Source organism: Burkholderia sp. MSMB1072 (assembly GCF_001524725.1).
In the GTDB taxonomy this organism is placed as follows: Bacteria; Pseudomonadota; Gammaproteobacteria; order Burkholderiales; family Burkholderiaceae; genus Burkholderia.
Window position 1 is genome coordinate 1 of sequence record NZ_LOYC01000021.1, and the last position, 14,481, is coordinate 14,481.

General features: G+C 64.6%; 15 protein-coding genes. 3 read left to right on the forward strand and 12 right to left on the reverse strand.

The genetic code is table 11. From position 1 onward, the window contains the following. Positions 1 to 143: 143 nt before the first annotated feature. A complete protein-coding gene (gene cyaY / locus WS89_RS10855) occupies positions 144 to 470 on the reverse strand; it encodes an iron donor protein CyaY (RefSeq protein WP_059499766.1) in 327 nt (108 codons plus the stop codon). 36 nt (positions 471 to 506) lie between these two features. On the opposite strand from cyaY, the gene lptM reads away from it, so the two are divergent. Next, on the forward strand, positions 507 to 785 hold the full coding sequence (gene lptM, locus WS89_RS10860) for an LPS translocon maturation chaperone LptM (protein WP_059790955.1): 279 nt from the start codon (positions 507 to 509) through the stop codon (positions 783 to 785). Positions 786 to 867: 82 nt separating this feature from the next. On the opposite strand, the gene msrQ is transcribed toward lptM, so the two are convergent. From msrQ to WS89_RS10885, 5 genes are all read right to left on the reverse strand, one after another. Next, the gene (msrQ, locus tag WS89_RS10865) at positions 868 to 1,554 is read right to left on the reverse strand and encodes a protein-methionine-sulfoxide reductase heme-binding subunit MsrQ (RefSeq protein ID WP_059790957.1); all 687 of its coding nucleotides are present in this window, start codon (positions 1,552 to 1,554) and stop codon (positions 868 to 870) included. Between the two features lie 20 nt (positions 1,555 to 1,574). After that, positions 1,575 to 2,570 carry a protein-methionine-sulfoxide reductase catalytic subunit MsrP gene (gene msrP, locus WS89_RS10870; protein ID WP_059790959.1) on the reverse strand — a complete coding sequence of 332 codons (996 nt, stop codon included), beginning with the start codon at positions 2,568 to 2,570 and terminating at the stop codon, positions 1,575 to 1,577. Positions 2,571 to 2,729: 159 nt separating this feature from the next. Then, positions 2,730 to 3,920, reverse strand: coding sequence for a c-type cytochrome biogenesis protein CcsB (gene ccsB, locus WS89_RS10875; RefSeq protein ID WP_059790962.1), 1,191 nt, complete (start codon positions 3,918 to 3,920; stop codon positions 2,730 to 2,732). A gap of 4 nt (positions 3,921 to 3,924) precedes the next feature. Next, positions 3,925 to 6,138: a cytochrome c biogenesis protein ResB gene (locus WS89_RS10880; RefSeq protein WP_059790964.1), complete on the reverse strand. Its 2,214-nt coding sequence runs from the start codon at positions 6,136 to 6,138 to the stop codon at positions 3,925 to 3,927. 218 nt (positions 6,139 to 6,356) lie between these two features. Then, positions 6,357 to 7,010 (reverse strand): c-type cytochrome, encoded by a 654-nt coding sequence (locus WS89_RS10885; protein ID WP_011546640.1) that lies wholly within the window; start codon positions 7,008 to 7,010, stop codon positions 6,357 to 6,359. A 214-nt stretch (positions 7,011 to 7,224) separates the two neighbouring features. Here WS89_RS10885 and yihA point away from each other — a divergent pair, with 214 nt between their 5' ends. Together yihA and hemB are read left to right on the forward strand one after the other, a co-directional pair. Further along, the gene (gene yihA / locus WS89_RS10890) at positions 7,225 to 7,884 is read left to right on the forward strand and encodes a ribosome biogenesis GTP-binding protein YihA/YsxC (protein WP_034209737.1); all 660 of its coding nucleotides are present in this window, start codon (positions 7,225 to 7,227) and stop codon (positions 7,882 to 7,884) included. A 253-nt stretch (positions 7,885 to 8,137) separates the two neighbouring features. Continuing rightward, positions 8,138 to 9,136 carry a porphobilinogen synthase gene (gene hemB / locus WS89_RS10895; RefSeq protein WP_059790966.1) on the forward strand — a complete coding sequence of 333 codons (999 nt, stop codon included), beginning with the start codon at positions 8,138 to 8,140 and terminating at the stop codon, positions 9,134 to 9,136. Between the two features lie 129 nt (positions 9,137 to 9,265). Here hemB and dsbD read toward each other — a convergent pair whose 3' ends face one another. The 6 genes from dsbD to rpsK form a co-directional block, all read right to left on the reverse strand. Then, entirely contained in the window at positions 9,266 to 11,113 is a 1,848-nt protein-coding gene (gene dsbD / locus WS89_RS10900) for a protein-disulfide reductase DsbD (RefSeq protein WP_059790968.1), read from the reverse strand. Beyond that, on the reverse strand, positions 11,106 to 11,432 hold the full coding sequence (gene cutA, locus WS89_RS10905; RefSeq protein ID WP_059790970.1) for a divalent-cation tolerance protein CutA: 327 nt from the start codon (positions 11,430 to 11,432) through the stop codon (positions 11,106 to 11,108). Before cutA ends, dsbD begins: the two co-directional genes overlap by 8 nt. A gap of 203 nt (positions 11,433 to 11,635) precedes the next feature. Continuing rightward, positions 11,636 to 12,031 (reverse strand): 50S ribosomal protein L17, encoded by a 396-nt coding sequence (gene rplQ / locus WS89_RS10910; protein WP_006477175.1) that lies wholly within the window; start codon positions 12,029 to 12,031, stop codon positions 11,636 to 11,638. Positions 12,032 to 12,180: 149 nt separating this feature from the next. Then, on the reverse strand, positions 12,181 to 13,158 hold the full coding sequence (locus WS89_RS10915; RefSeq protein WP_006477176.1) for a DNA-directed RNA polymerase subunit alpha: 978 nt from the start codon (positions 13,156 to 13,158) through the stop codon (positions 12,181 to 12,183). Between the two features lie 124 nt (positions 13,159 to 13,282). Next, positions 13,283 to 13,906, reverse strand: a complete 624-nt coding sequence (rpsD, locus tag WS89_RS10920) for a 30S ribosomal protein S4 (RefSeq protein WP_006477177.1) — start codon at positions 13,904 to 13,906, stop codon at positions 13,283 to 13,285. A gap of 154 nt (positions 13,907 to 14,060) precedes the next feature. Next, the gene (gene rpsK / locus WS89_RS10925) at positions 14,061 to 14,462 is read right to left on the reverse strand and encodes a 30S ribosomal protein S11 (protein ID WP_004197937.1); all 402 of its coding nucleotides are present in this window, start codon (positions 14,460 to 14,462) and stop codon (positions 14,061 to 14,063) included. Positions 14,463 to 14,481 lie beyond the last annotated feature (19 nt).

A 14,481-nucleotide genomic window follows, 5' to 3' on the forward strand; every position in this document is an offset into this window, starting at 1 on the left:
GCGCTTCACTTCATTTGCCGTGATCAGCTTATGGCGGGACTTCCACCCGCAGGAATGCGCCCATGCTGGGCGCACACATGAAAAAAGCGCCCCGCGGGGCGCTTTTTCGTTGGGCACGACGTTGGGGGCCAGCGCCCCGGCCGTCACGCGCTGAACGTGATCGGCAGGCCGGCCTGCTGGGTCGCGTACTCGGTGAGCGCCGCGAAGAATTCGGTGCCCGTGCGCGTATCGCGCCATGCGCCGTCGATGAAACGGTAGTGGAATCCGCCCGCCTTCGCGGCAATCCACACCTCCTTCATCGGCGGCTGCAGGTTGACGATGATCTTCGAGCCGTTCTCGAACGTCAGCGTCAGCACGCTGCCGTTGCGCTCCAGGTCGATGTCGTGATCGCCGTCGTTCGCGACGTCCACGGTACGCTCGACGGCCGCCAGCACGGCCTCTGCACGGGCCAGGTATTCAGTATCGGACATGCTAAACTCTATCGGTTAAATTGTTCAGGGACGATCATGCGAGTCGTTTTCCGGATGAGCGCGATTGTAGCGGCTTTGGCGATTCTTGCCGGCTGCGGTCAAAGCGGCGCGCTCTATCTGCCCACCGTGCCTCCGATGCCCAAGCCGATCCAGCAACAGGACACGCCGCCGTCGGACGTGAAACCGACCGACGAAAACGCGTCGTCCGACGAGATGCCCGACACATCCGGCTCGCCGCTCACGCTGTCGCCCGAGTTGTCGAGCAGTGCATCGACGCTGCCCGCCCCGGCATCGGGCCCGGCCGCCACGAAGTAACGCCGCGCTGCCGCCCGCGCGGCGCTCGAAACGAGGCGATGACCATTCGGTCATCGCCTTTCGTTTTTTCCGGGCCGCCCCGTCATGCGCGCACGCGCCGCCATCCCCACGCAACCAGTCGCCAGCCGAGCAGCGCGGCGACGATCGCCGCGTAGAGCTTCGGCTGCGCGAGATCGTGCTTGCCGGCCCGCATCCACCAGAAGTGCAGCACGCCGAACAGCGCGATCGCGTAGATCGCGCTGTGCAGCGTCGCCCAGTGGCGACCGAGCCGGCGCACCATCGCGCGCGGCGACGTCGCGGCGAGCGGAATCAGCAGCACGAACGCCGCGAAGCCGACCGTGATGAACGGACGCTTGCCGACGTCCTTCAGGATCGCGACGACGTCGAACCACTTGTCGAACCACAGGTAGGTCGTGAAATGCAGCGTCGCGTAAAAGAACGCGAACAGCCCGATCATCCGGCGAAAGCGCAGCAGCGGCGCGAAACCCGTCATGCGCCTCATCGGCGTGACGGCAAGCGTGATGCACAACAGGACGAGCGTCCACAAACCCGTCGAGCGTGTGACGAACTCGATCGGGTTCGCGCCGAGCCGATCGGTCAGCCCGAACAGCGCGATGCGCGCGAGCGGATAGAGGCCGGCCGCGAACACCAGCACCTTGGCCGGTGCGAGCCAACGCGGCGCGGCGGGACGGATCGCACCGGCCCGCGCCGTGCGCGCGAGCGGCCCTTCGCCCGCGGCGCGGGCGGACGTGAGCGTCGAAGGAGGCATGTCGTTTCTCACGGTCGCACTCAGAAATTCTTCTTCAGGTCCATGCCCTGATACATCGATGCGACCAGATCGCCGTAGCCGTTGAACATCAGCGTCTTGCGCTTCGGCGTGAAGAAGCCGTCCTCGCCGATGCGCCGCTCGGTCGCCTGGCTCCAGCGCGGATGATCGACATTCGGGTTCACGTTCGAATAAAAGCCGTATTCGTTCGCCGCGTACGTGTTCCAGCTCGTCTTCGGCTGCTTGTCGACGAAGCGGATCTTCACGAGCGACTTCGCGCTCTTGAAGCCGTACTTCCACGGCACGACGATCCGCACCGGTGCGCCGTTCTGGTTCGGCAGCACCTGCCCGTAGACGCCCATCGTCAGCAGCGTCAGCGGATTCATCGCCTCGTCCATGCGCAGCCCTTCCGAATACGGCCAGTCGAGCACGGGCGTCGACAGGCCCGGCATCTGCGACGGATCGGCCAGCGTGACGAACTGCACGTATTTCGCGTTGCCGGTCGGCTGCACGCGCTTGATCAGCTCGGACAGCGGCACGCCGATCCACGGAATCACCATCGACCAGCCCTCGACGCAGCGCAGCCGGTACACGCGCTCCTCGAGCGGCGCGAGCTTCAGCAACTCGTCGAGATCGAACACCTTCGGGTGCTGCACCTCGCCTTCGACACTCACGCGCCACGGGCGCGGCCGCAGCGTGCTGGCGTTCTGCGCCGGATCGCTCTTGTCGGTGCCGAATTCGTAGAAGTTGTTGTAGGACGTGATGTCCTTGAACGGCGTCACCTTGTCGATGGCGACGAATGTCGGGTTCGTTTTTGCCGCGAGCTTCGCCGCCCGCGAATCGGGCGACGCATACGCGGCAAGCGCCGCGCCGCTGGCGCCGAACAGGCCGCCTGCGGCCGCGAGGCCGGCTGCCTGCAGCACGCGCCGCCGGTTCTCGAACACCGCGCGCGGGGTGATCTCGCTCGGCGCGATATCCGCGCCGGTCAGTACGTTACGCAAAGGGCGTTTGATCCACATCGTGCAGCTCCTCCCGCATGCGCGGCGCGCATGCTTCATGAGCGTTCGACCCGGCCCGTCACGCGCCGTTCGACGCCCGGTTCGCCCGCCCGTTACAAAAGAAAACCGCCGGGCACGCAGTGCACCGGCGGTCATATGGTCGGACGAGCGGCGGAAACCTTACAGCTTGCCGTAGCTGTGCAGCCCGGACAGGAACATGTTGACGCCGAGGAACGCGAACGTCGTGACCAGCAGGCCGGTAAGTGCCCACCACGCGGCCACCGCACCGCGCAGGCCCTTCATCAGCCGCATGTGCAGCCACGCCGCGTAGTTCAGCCACACGATCAGCGCCCAGGTTTCCTTCGGATCCCAGCTCCAGTAGCCGCCCCACGCCTCGGCCGCCCACAGCGCGCCGAGGATCGTCGCGATCGTGAAGAACGCGAAACCGACCGCGATCGACTTGTACATCACGTCGTCGAGCACTTCCAGCGTCGGCAGGCGATCGGCGAGGACGCCGCGCTCCTTCATCAGGTACGCGACCGACACCATCGCCGACAGCGCGAAGCTGCCGTAGCCGATGAAGTTCGCCGGCACGTGGATCTTCATCCACCAGCTTTGCAGTGCCGGCACGAGCGGCTGGATCTGCTGCGCATCGCGCGCGACCGAGTACCACATCAGGAAGCCGACCGCCGCACTGATGACCAGCAGCACGAACGCGCCGAGCGAGCGCGTGCCGTAGTGGCCTTCGTAATACAGATAAAGCAGCGCGGTGATCAGGCTGAACAGCACGAACACTTCATAGAGGTTCGACACGGGGATGTGCCCGACATCCGCACCGATCAGGTAGGACTCGTACCAGCGCACCATCAACCCCGTGAAGCCCATCAGCACGGCAACCCACGTGAGCTTCTGGCCGATCGCGGCGCCCGTTTCGGAGCGGGCGAGCAGGCCGATCCAGTAGAAAATCGTCGCGAGCACGAACAGCGCGCTCATCCACAGGATCGCCGACTGGCTCGACAGGAAATACTTGAGGAAGAACGCCGAATCGGCGCGGGCGAGATCGCCCTGGTAGATCTGGATCGACAGCAGCGACAGCACGGCGATCGACGCCATCATCAGCCGCGCGGGCTTCCAGCGCCAGCCGAGCGCGACGAGCGCCGGCACGGTGCCGATCATCACCGCCTTGTCGTAGTAATCCATGTGCGCGTTGTAGTGCACGAGCGCATAGCCCGCGCCCGCCACCAGCGCCAGTGCGAACAGCCAGTCGAACAGCGACAGGCGCGCGAGGAACGGACGGTCGTCGAACAGCGGCGACGATGCCTGCGCCGCAGCCGACGCCGTACGGGAAGAGGAAACTTGCGTGAGATCCATGATGTTACCGGGTGGAATTCTCGGAATCGGAACCGCCGCCGGCAGGCGGGCGGGCCGTCGAAGCCGCACCGGCGGGCGCGGCGTCGCGAGGTGCGGCGCGCAAGGCGGCGCCGGCCGCGTCGCGCGTCTGCACGAATTCTTTCTCGAAATCGAAGGTCTTGCGGGCCGTGGACATTGCCATCACCACATCGACGCCCGAACCGGCGTCCTTCAGCCAGAACCAGAGTCGCCGCTCGCGCACGTAGAACATCGAGAAGATGCCGGCGACCAGCAACAGGCTGCCAAGATACACCAGATTCTTGCCGGGTGCGCGCGTCAACTGAAATACCGAAGCTTGCACCTGCTTGAACGAGTCAAGCTGCAAATAGACCGGCGATCCATACAAGAAGCTGTCGGATAGCGCATTGATCGCGTTCTGCACGAAGCGGATCGTGTCGGTGCCCTGCTGCGCCGCCGGCTCGCCGGCACGCTCGCGGGCGATCTGCCAGACCTCCCACATCGAGCCCTCGAGCATCCGCAGCAGCAGGCTCGCAGCCTTCTCCTGCTCGCCCTTCGGCACCGAGCGGTCGATGAAGGTCGCCACTGCCTGGAAGCCGCCGACCGGCTGGCCGTCTGCTCCGCGACCGATGCTGTCGTCGCTTGCCGCAAAAAGGGTCAGTACCTTCGATGCGCTGTCCTGCAGACGGCCACGCAGCGACGCGTCGCCCGGCAGCGAGCGCTGCGCGAAGCGTGCGGCGGCTTCCGTGCGCACGGCCGGATCCTCGAGCGCGGCGCGCAGGCGCATCCATTCGCCGATCGAATCCTGGCTGTCGGCCGGAATCCGCATATAGCGGAACGGGTCGTTCGGGCTCGCGCGCACGCCGGCGAGGAACACGCGCTCGCCGTTCATGTCAACGGGCAGCATGTAGTTGTTGAATTCGCGCGCCTGGCCGTCCTTGCCGCGAATCTTGTACTGCACCGACGGGCCGATGTTGTGGAGCTGCGTCGGCTTCGACGTCTTCGCGCCCGAGCCGAGCCGCTCGTCGAACACTTCCTTCAGCGAGCTCGTCGTCGCGACGCCGCGCACGTCGGGCTTGCCGGTCGCGTCGGCCATGTTCTCGACGTTGATCGCGCGGAAATCGGAGAACTCAATCGTGTCGCCGTCGGCGCCCGGAACCTGCAGCGGCGCCGAGCTGCCGATCGTACCCTTCACGGGGACGGTCGCCGCGTGGCTGCCCGTCATCGGATAGGCCGTCATCTGCATCTGCGAGCCGCCGTCCTGGAAGCTCGACTGGTAGATCGACACGCCCTTGTACGTGAACGGCTTGTTGACCTCGACCCGCGCCGGGATCTTCCGGCCGGTCTCGCGATCGATCACGACGATGTCGCTCGCGAACAGCTTCGGCATGCCCGTCGTGTAGTAATCGACGATGAACTTGTCGAGCTGGATCGAGAACGGCAGATCCTGAATCAGCGAGCCGCTCGGCTGGTTCAGGATCGCGGTCGACACGAACTGGCCCTCCGGCACCCATGCATAGCCGCGGAACGTCGGGTTCGACGCGGACAGGCGATGGTCGGGCGAGATCTCGCTGATCGTCGCGCTCGTGTTGACCGGGCTCTTGCCGAACATCCACATCTGGAATTTGATCGGCAGGTTGCTGTCGAGCAGGCCGCCGATACAGATCACGACGATCGCAAGGTGCGCGGAGATATAGCCCCACTTGGTCATCGCACCGCGCTTCGCGGAGATCAGCGTCGCGCCGTCGGTTTCACGCACGACGTGCTTGTAGCCGGCCTTCGTGACGAACGTGGCGAGCGTGGTCGCGACGCTCGCGCGCGTGCCGGACGCCGTGTACTCGGCCTTGTGGTGGAATGCGCGCAGGCTGCCCTCGCGGACCTTGTCCTTCCAGCTCTTCGCATCGGCGAGCATCTTCGGCGCGTTGCGGATCACGCACAGCGAGATCGACGCGACGAGGAAGATCAGGATCAGCATGAACCACCACGCGCTGTACACGTTGTACAGGCCGAGCGAGCGGAAGATGTCCGCCCAGAACGGCCCGAACTGGTTCACGTAGTTCGGATATGGATCGTCCTGGGTCAGGACCGTGCCGATGATGCTCGCAATCGACAGCACCACCAGCAGCGCGATCGCGAAGCGCATCGAGCTCAGCAGCTCGACCGCGCGTTTCGATGCACCCTGGCTCGACTTCGACTGCAACCCCGACGTGGTAACGCTCATTCAAACTCCGACTAAGGGGAAACAGCCCCCACGCTCACTATGTTCGCTTCGGGGGCGCAGCCCCCATCGCCGGCAAGCCGCTCCATCCCGGCTCGGCCCGGCGAGTGCCGACAAAAAAGAAGGGCGAGGCAACCGCGACGGCGCGGCGCCCCACCCTTTTCTTGTTCTGACTCCGGCCGCCCTTCGGGCGCCCGGTCATTCCATTCGCGGCCGACCGCTCAACGCAGGCCCGCGATGTAATCCGCGACGGCCTTGATCTCGGTATCCGACAGCCGCGACGCGATCTGATGCATCGCCTCGTTGTTGTTGCGCGCACCGGCACCCTGCTGGAACGCGGTCAACTGCGCGACCGTGTAATCGGCCCATTGCCCCGACAGACGCGGGTACTGGACCGGGATTCCCTGCCCCGTCGGGCCGTGGCAGCTCGCGCAGGCGGGTACGCCCTTTTCCGCGATGCCGCCTCGATAGATCTTCTGGCCGACCGGCACGGTCGCCGCATCGCGTGCGGTACCGAGCTTCGTCGTCTGCGACCCGTAGTACGCGGCGACGTTGCGCATGTCGTCCGCGCTCAACGCGCTCGCGAATCCGACCATCACCGCGTTGTTCCGCACCGGCCCCTTCGCGCCCGGCTGCGTCTTGAAGTCGTTCAACTGCTTGACCAGATATTCGGGATGCTGGCCGGCAAGCTTCGGGAAACTGCCCGACGCGCTATTGCCGTCGGCGCCGTGACACGACGCGCAAACCTGCCCGGCAATCGCCTTGCCGCGGTCGAGATCCGGCTTGGCCGCATCTGCCGCGTTTGCCTCCGCTACGAAACCTACGAACCCTGCTGCAACCTGAAGCACCATCAGAGACTTGCACAGTCGATTCATTCGCACACCCTGTTTCGTCTTGTGGGAATTTGAGGTTCTGCAAAAAACGACGGCGTCCAGTCTACCGCAGAAGCCACATAAAAGCGCGAGGCAGGCGCCCGGTGGCCTTCGGTAAAACCGTCGTATTGTACAATATCGTGTTGAAAGCTCCCGCGCCTATCGGGGCTACCCCGCCTCCACCAAGCGGCTCGCGCCGCCCGTCCTTCCGGTTCCCATGGCCTTTCTGCTCCATCAAGCCCGCTTCTACACGACCGTCAACCATCTGCGCGACCTGCCGCCGACGGTTCAGCCGGAAATCGCGTTCGCGGGCCGCTCGAATGCCGGCAAGTCGACGGCGATCAACGTGCTCTGCAACCAGAAGCGGCTGGCCTTCGCGTCGAAGACGCCCGGCCGCACGCAACATATCAACTACTTCTCCGTCGGCCCGGCCGCCGAGCCCGTCGCGAACCTCGTCGACCTGCCCGGCTACGGCTATGCGGAAGTGCCCGGCGCCGCGAAGGCACATTGGGAAATGCTGCTGTCGTCCTATCTGGCGACGCGCTCGCAGCTTTGCGGCCTGATCCTGATGATGGATTCGCGCCGTCCGCTGACCGATCTCGATCGACGCATGATCGAGTGGTTCGCGCCGACCGGCAAGCCGATCCACACGCTGCTGACCAAGTGCGACAAATTGACGCGCCAGGAAAGCATCAACGCGTTGCGCAATACGCAGAAGGGGCTCGACGCGTATCGCGACCAGGGCGTGCAGGGCAAGCTGACGGTCCAGCTGTTCTCGGCGCTGAAGCGCACGGGGCTCGACGAGGCCCATGAACTGATTGAGAGCTGGCTGCGGCCGTCCGTCGCCGACGAAAAAAGCGAGCCTGTAGCACAATGAGCGGGCAACGCGCGGCTGGGATCGGCTGTGCGCACCTGACGGCACCTGCGGATTCGGCCGGCTCATAAAAAAACCCGCCGTCGAACGGCGGGTCAAACAGCCTAATCGAAAAACGACAGGCACCCGCTCAGGGAGGAGAAGCGGGGAGCTGCACGCAACGCGTACCGCTCGATCGCTATCATATACCAACGATCTCGAAAATGACCTAAGGGTTCCGTAAGGTCCTTCTTGCCCTGATTTCTGCCAAATCGCCATGAGCTTCCATCCGCTTCATCGTCCGCGCCGGATGCGCCGCGACGACTTCTCTCGCCGCCTGATGCGCGAAAACCGCCTGACCACCGACGATCTGATCTATCCGGTGTTCGTCGTCGAAGGCACCAACGAACGCCAGCCAGTCCCGTCGATGCCCGGCGTCGAGCGCGTGTCGGTCGATCTGCTGATGCACGTCGCCGAACAGTGCGTCGAACTCGGCGTGCCCGTGCTGTCGCTGTTCCCGGCCATCGAGCCGTCGTTGAAAACACCCGACGGCCGCGAAGCGGCCAATCCGGAAGGCCTGATCCCGCGCGCCGTGCGCGAGCTGAAGAAGCGCTTCCCCGAACTCGGCGTGCTGACCGACGTCGCGCTCGATCCGTACACGAGCCACGGCCAGGACGGCGTGCTCGACGAAAACGGCTACGTGATCAACGACGACACGATCGAGATCCTGGTCGACCAGGCGCGTGCGCAGGCAGAAGCCGGCGTCGACATCGTCGCGCCGTCGGACATGATGGACGGCCGCATCGGCGCGGTCCGCGAGATGCTGGAAAGCGACGGCCATATTCATACGCGGATCATGGCCTACTCGGCGAAGTTCGCATCGGCGTTCTACGGCCCGTTCCGCGATGCGGTCGGTTCGGCATCCAATCTGGGCAAGGGTAACAAGATGACCTACCAGATGGATCCGGCGAACAGCGACGAAGCGCTGCGCGAAGTGCGCCTCGACATCGACGAAGGCGCCGACATGGTGATGGTCAAGCCCGGCATGCCGTATCTCGACATCGTGCGCCGCGTGAAGGACGAGTTCCGCTTCCTGACCTACGTGTACCAGGTGAGCGGCGAGTACGCGATGCTGAAGGCGGCCGCGATGAACGGCTGGCTCGACCACGACAAGGTCGTGCTCGAATCGCTGCTCGCGTTCAAGCGTGCAGGCGCTGACGGCGTGCTCACGTACTTCGCGCTCGATGCCGCGCGTCTGCTGAAAGCGCAGCGCTGATCGCGCGCCATCTGCACCAGCAAAAACGGCGGGACACCTCGGTGTTCCGCCGTTTTTCGTTGACCGTCGATCGAGACCGTCAGCCAGCCCGGAAGCTTCCGTTCGCCAGTTCGCGTCGGCTGGCCGCCGTCATGCCGTCGGAACGGCCGCCCGATCGAGGCTGCGCAGGAACGTGTCGGCCCCCTGATAGCCGACCACGCGGCCGATCTCGTTGCCGTGGCGATCGAAGAAGATGATGCCCGGCGGCCCGAACAGGTTGAAGCGCTTGAGCAGCGCCTGATCGTCCGGATTGTTCGCGGTGACGTCCGCGCGCACGAGGTGAAGCTGCGCGAGCCGCGCCTGCACGCGCGCGTCGGTGAACGTCAGATGCTCCATCTCCTTGCAGCTAACACACCAGTCGGCGTAGAAGTCGAGCATCACGGGCCGGCCCGACGTCTTCAGCAGCGCGTCGAGTTCGCCGCTGGAGCGCACCGGGGCGAACGCCGGGCCGTCCTGCGCGGCAGCCGCGCCAGCAGCAGCCGCACCGCCGGACGCCACCGTACGCGCCGCGAGCACGGCCAGCGGCTTGACGGGATCGGTCGAGCCCGCGGCCAGGCCGACGAGCAACGTCGCTGCCCAGATCGCGAGCGCGGCGCCCACGCCGCGGCCCAGGCGGCGCCACACCGACGCAGCACCGGCATTCGGCGTGAACAGGCCGAGCGCCGCGGCCGCGATCAGCAGCCACAACGCCGCGAGCACCATCTTCAGCCCGGCCGCCAGCACCGGCCACACGATCCACAGCGCGGCCGCGAGCAGCACGATGCCGAAGAACACCTTGACGCCGTCCATCCACGCACCTGCGCGCGGCAGCACCGTCCCGGCCCCGACGCCGACGACCAGCAGCGGCACGCCGAGCCCCAGCCCCATCGCGAACAGCGCCGCGCCGCCGAGCCACGCATTGCCGGTGTGCGCGATGAAAGCGAGCACGGCGAACAGCGGCGCCGTCATGCACGCGCCGACGACCAGCGCCGACAACGCGCCCATTACTGCAACCGCGACGAAGTGGCCGCCCTGGCGCGCGCTCGATGCCTCGGCCGCGCCGTTCTGCCAGCGCGCCGGCAGCGCGATGTCCTTGCCCGAGATCAGCGACACCGCAAACGCGGTCAGCAGCACGCCGAACGCGCCGAGTACCCACGGGTTCTGCAGCCATGCGCCGAGGCTCTGGCCGACCAGCGCGGCCGCGATGCCGAGTACCGTGTAGACCAGCGCCATGCCGACCACGTAGGTCAGCGACAGCGCAAAGCCGCGTGCATGCGTCGCACGCGTGCCCTGGCCGATGATGATCGCGGACACGATCGGAATCATCGGGTACGAACACGGCAAGAGGCTCAGCACGACACCCGCGACGAAATAGAGTGCGACGATCGTGAAGAAGCCGTGGCCTTCGAGCAGCGACTGCGCGAAATCCGCACTCGTGACCTTGTCGAACCAGTTGCCCGCGACAGCCGTATCGCCGGACGACGATGCGGCGCCGAGCGCGGCGCCATCGACCTTCATCACGTGCTCGGCCGGCGGATAACAGATCCCTTCGTCCGCACACCCTTGCGACGTCACCGCGAGTTCGAACGGCCCGGCTGCCTGCTTCACCGGCACGTGAACGACGACTTCGTCGCGATAGGTCTCGACGTTCTTCTGGAACGTCTGGTCGAATTTCACGTGGCCGGCCGGGAATTGCGGTTCGCCGAGCGTCGCCTGACCGCTCTTCACCGCGAACGCGAACCGCTCGCGGTACATGTAATAGCCGTTGGCGATCTTGAAACGCACGTCCACTTGTCCCGGCGCTTCGCTCGCGCTGAACTTGAACGCAACCGCCGGATCGAGGAAATCGTCGGCCGCGCGCGCGACGGACAGGCCGCCCAGCACGAGCACGAACGACAACAGGACCGCAACAAACCGCAGCGCACGCACGCGCACCGAAAGCGCCATACCGTTAAACATGAAATAGACGTTGAGTTTCGCCGGTCACCCACTGGGCATACGCGGCCGATGCCGTCGCCTGCCACGAGACGATTTCGGGCGTCTCGTAAGGATGATGCGCGAGGATAAATCGCTCCAGTTCGAGCGCCCGCACGGGGCTCGTCTTGAACAGCAACTGGATCTCGTCGGCCGTTTCGACCTTGCCCTGCCAGTGATAGCGCGACTTGATCGCACCGAGCTCCGACACGCACGCGGCAAGGCGCGCGTCGAGCGCGCCGTCGGCCAGCACCGCAGCCGTCGCCGCATCGGGTACCGTCGTCAGCATCAGCACCACTATCATCCGCGCCCTCCTCACTGGTCTGCCGGCTCCTGCCGGCGCCGGCAACCCGCTCGGCGACCGCACCGGTTGCCCCGTATCGTAGCGCAGCCCGCGCGCCGCTGCCGGCACCGGCCTGCGACAATCGATCGCAGCCGGCATCTCTAAAACAAAAAGGGCCAAGCAAAACGCTCGGCCCCTTTCTGATCCTGCTGCGTACCGGAAGCTTACTCGGCTTCTTGCACGTTTTCCGTTTCGTCGACTTCCGGACGGTCGAGCAGTTCGACCAGTGCCATCGGTGCGTTGTCGCCCACGCGGAAGCCGAACTTCAGCACGCGCAGGTAGCCGCCCGGACGGTTCGCGAAACGCGGACCGAGCACGTCGAACAGCTTCGCGACCGAGTCACGATCGCGCAGGCGGTTGAACGCCAAGCGACGGTTTGCCAGCGACGGCTTCTTGCCGAGCGTGATCAGCGGCTCGACGACTTTACGGAGTTCCTTCGCCTTCGGCAGCGTCGTCTTGATGACTTCGTGCTCGATCAGCGAGTTGGACATGTTACGGAGCATAGCCAGACGGTGGCTGCTCGTGCGGTTCAGTTTCCGCAGACCATGACGATGGCGCATTTCAGTTTCCTTGATTCAAAGTTTTGGTCCAGCTCTTCTATCGCACCTCGGAGGGCGCACGGGCCGGTAACGAAAAAAAGCAAGATGCGGATTTTAAAGGAAAATCCGCATCTTTGCCAACTACGGCTATAGCCAGGCTACGACCGGGCTTACTTGTCGAGACCAGCCGGCGGCCAGTTCTCGAGCTTCATGCCCAGCGTGAGACCGCGCGAAGCGAGCACTTCCTTGATCTCGTTGAGCGACTTGCGACCGAGGTTCGGCGTCTTCAGCAGCTCGTTTTCCGTGCGCTGGATCAGGTCGCCGATGTAGTAGATGTTCTCGGCCTTCAGGCAGTTCGCCGAACGAACCGTCAGCTCGAGATCGTCCACCGGACGCAGCAGGATCGGATCGATCTGCGGTGCACGCGACGGCGCTTCGGCTGCCGTTTCCGTGCCTTCCAGCGCCGCGAACACGGACAACTGGTCGACCAGGATGCGGGCCGACTGGCGGATCGCTTCTTCCGGCGTGATCACGCCGCTCGTCTCGATGTTCATCACGAGCTTGTCGAGGTCGGTACGCTGCTCGACACGCGCGCTTTCGACAGCGTAGCTCACGCGGCGAACCGGCGAGAACGATGCGTCGAGGACGATGCGGCCGATGATCTTGGCCGTGTCTTCGCCGTAGCGACGGACGTTGCCGGGCACGTAGCCGCGACCCTTTTCGATCTTGATCTGAACGTCGAGCTTGCCGCCCTTCGACAGGTGCGCAATCACGTGATTCGGGTTGATGACTTCGCAATCGTGAGCCAGCTCGATATCGCCGGCCGTCACGACGCCTTCACCTTCCTTGCGCAGCGTAACCGTCACTTCGTCACGGTTATGCAGCTTGAACACCACGCCCTTCAGGTTCAGCAGCAGGTTGACGACGTCTTCCTGCACGCCATCCAGCGTCGAGTACTCGTGCACCACGCCTGCGATCGTGACTTCGGTCGGCGCGTAGCCCACCATCGACGACAGCAGCACGCGGCGAAGCGCATTGCCCAAGGTGTGGCCGTAACCGCGTTCGAACGGTTCCATGACCACCCTCGCGTGGTTCTCGCCCAGCGATTCCACGGCGATGATCTTGGGTTTCAGCAAACTGGTTTGCATGGGCTTTCCTTTTCAATACCCTCGGCTCGTTACACCGATAAGGCTGACCGGTAACAACCAGAAAATAAACAGCCGAGGCCCGTCCTTGCGCAACGCAATCGGGGTACCTCGGCCGTCAATCGGATTAACGCGAATACAATTCGACGATCAGGCTTTCGTTGATGTCGCCTGCGATTTCAGCGCGTTCCGGCATCTGCTTGAACGTGCCTTCGAACTTCTTCGCATCGACTGCAACCCAGCTCGGCATGCCGCCTTGCTCGGCCAGCGACAGCGCTTCGACGATACGCGCCTGCTTCTTCGCCTTTTCGCGAATCGCGACGACGTCACCTGCCTTCACTTGCTGCGACGGGACGTTTGCAACGACGCCGTTCACGGTGATCGACTTGTGGCTCACCAGCTGACGCGCTTCAGCGCGGGTCGAGCCGAAGCCCATGCGATACACGACGTTGTCGAGGCGCGACTCGAGCAGTTGCAGCAGGTTTTCACCCGTGTTGCCCTTGCGGCGATCGGCTTCAGCGAAGTAGCGACGGAACTGACGTTCCAGCACGCCGTAGATACGCTTGACCTTCTGCTTCTCGCGCAGCTGCGTACCGTAGTCGGACGTACGTGCGCCCGAGGTACGGCCGTGCTGACCCGGCTTGCTGTCGAGCTTGCACTTGTCGGCGAGCGAGCGGCGTGCGCTCTTCAGGAACAGGTCGGTGCCTTCACGGCGGGAAAGCTTGGCTTTGGGGCCGATATAACGTGCCACTTTGCATTCCTTTATCAATCAGTCACGCGGATCGAAATCCGCGCTAGTCCGCTCCCTTTGGGGCGAACGGTGGGCTTAGTCAATCAAAAAAGCAACGCCCGTCGACGCTGAGCGGCGACAGGCAATGCGCTAGCACGAACGTGCCAGCACATCCTTAGATACGACGACGCTTCGGCGGGCGGCAGCCGTTGTGCGGAATCGGGGTGACGTCCGAAATCGCGGTGATCTTGATGCCGAGGCCGTGCAGTGCGCGCACTGCCGACTCGCGACCCGGGCCCGGGCCCTTGATCCGCACTTCCAGATTCTTCACGCCGTATTCCATCGCGACGCGGCCAGCCGACTCGGCTGCGACCTGAGCAGCGAACGGCGTCGATTTGCGCGAGCCCTTGAAGCCCTGACCGCCCGACGTCGCCCATGCCAGAGCGTTGCCTTGGCGATCGGTGATCGTGATGATCGTGTTGTTGAACGACGCGTGAACGTGAACCACGCCTTCAGCGACGTTCTTCTTAACCTTCTTGCGAACGCGTTGCGCCGCGGTGTTCGAAGCCTTAGCCATTACGTTTTCCTGTAACTGT

Bases quoted from the DNA above. Each gene is read 5' to 3' on its own strand.
- cyaY (WP_059499766.1), bottom strand. From the start codon at position 470: ATGTCCGATACTGAATACCTGGCCCGTGCAGAGGCCGTGCTGGCGGCC.
- lptM (WP_059790955.1), top strand. From the start codon at position 507: ATGCGAGTCGTTTTCCGGATGAGCGCGATTGTAGCGGCTTTGGCGATT.
- msrQ (WP_059790957.1), bottom strand. From the start codon at position 1,554: ATGCCTCCTTCGACGCTCACGTCCGCCCGCGCCGCGGGCGAAGGGCCG.
- msrP (WP_059790959.1), bottom strand. From the start codon at position 2,570: ATGTGGATCAAACGCCCTTTGCGTAACGTACTGACCGGCGCGGATATC.
- ccsB (WP_059790962.1), bottom strand. From the start codon at position 3,920: ATGGATCTCACGCAAGTTTCCTCTTCCCGTACGGCGTCGGCTGCGGCG.
- WS89_RS10880 (WP_059790964.1), bottom strand. From the start codon at position 6,138: ATGAGCGTTACCACGTCGGGGTTGCAGTCGAAGTCGAGCCAGGGTGCA.
- WS89_RS10885 (WP_011546640.1), bottom strand. From the start codon at position 7,010: ATGAATCGACTGTGCAAGTCTCTGATGGTGCTTCAGGTTGCAGCAGGG.
- yihA (WP_034209737.1), top strand. From the start codon at position 7,225: ATGGCCTTTCTGCTCCATCAAGCCCGCTTCTACACGACCGTCAACCAT.
- hemB (WP_059790966.1), top strand. From the start codon at position 8,138: ATGAGCTTCCATCCGCTTCATCGTCCGCGCCGGATGCGCCGCGACGAC.
- dsbD (WP_059790968.1), bottom strand. From the start codon at position 11,113: ATGTTTAACGGTATGGCGCTTTCGGTGCGCGTGCGTGCGCTGCGGTTT.
- cutA (WP_059790970.1), bottom strand. From the start codon at position 11,432: ATGATAGTGGTGCTGATGCTGACGACGGTACCCGATGCGGCGACGGCT.
- rplQ (WP_006477175.1), bottom strand. From the start codon at position 12,031: ATGCGCCATCGTCATGGTCTGCGGAAACTGAACCGCACGAGCAGCCAC.
- WS89_RS10915 (WP_006477176.1), bottom strand. From the start codon at position 13,158: ATGCAAACCAGTTTGCTGAAACCCAAGATCATCGCCGTGGAATCGCTG.
- rpsK (WP_004197937.1), bottom strand. From the start codon at position 14,462: ATGGCTAAGGCTTCGAACACCGCGGCGCAACGCGTTCGCAAGAAGGTT.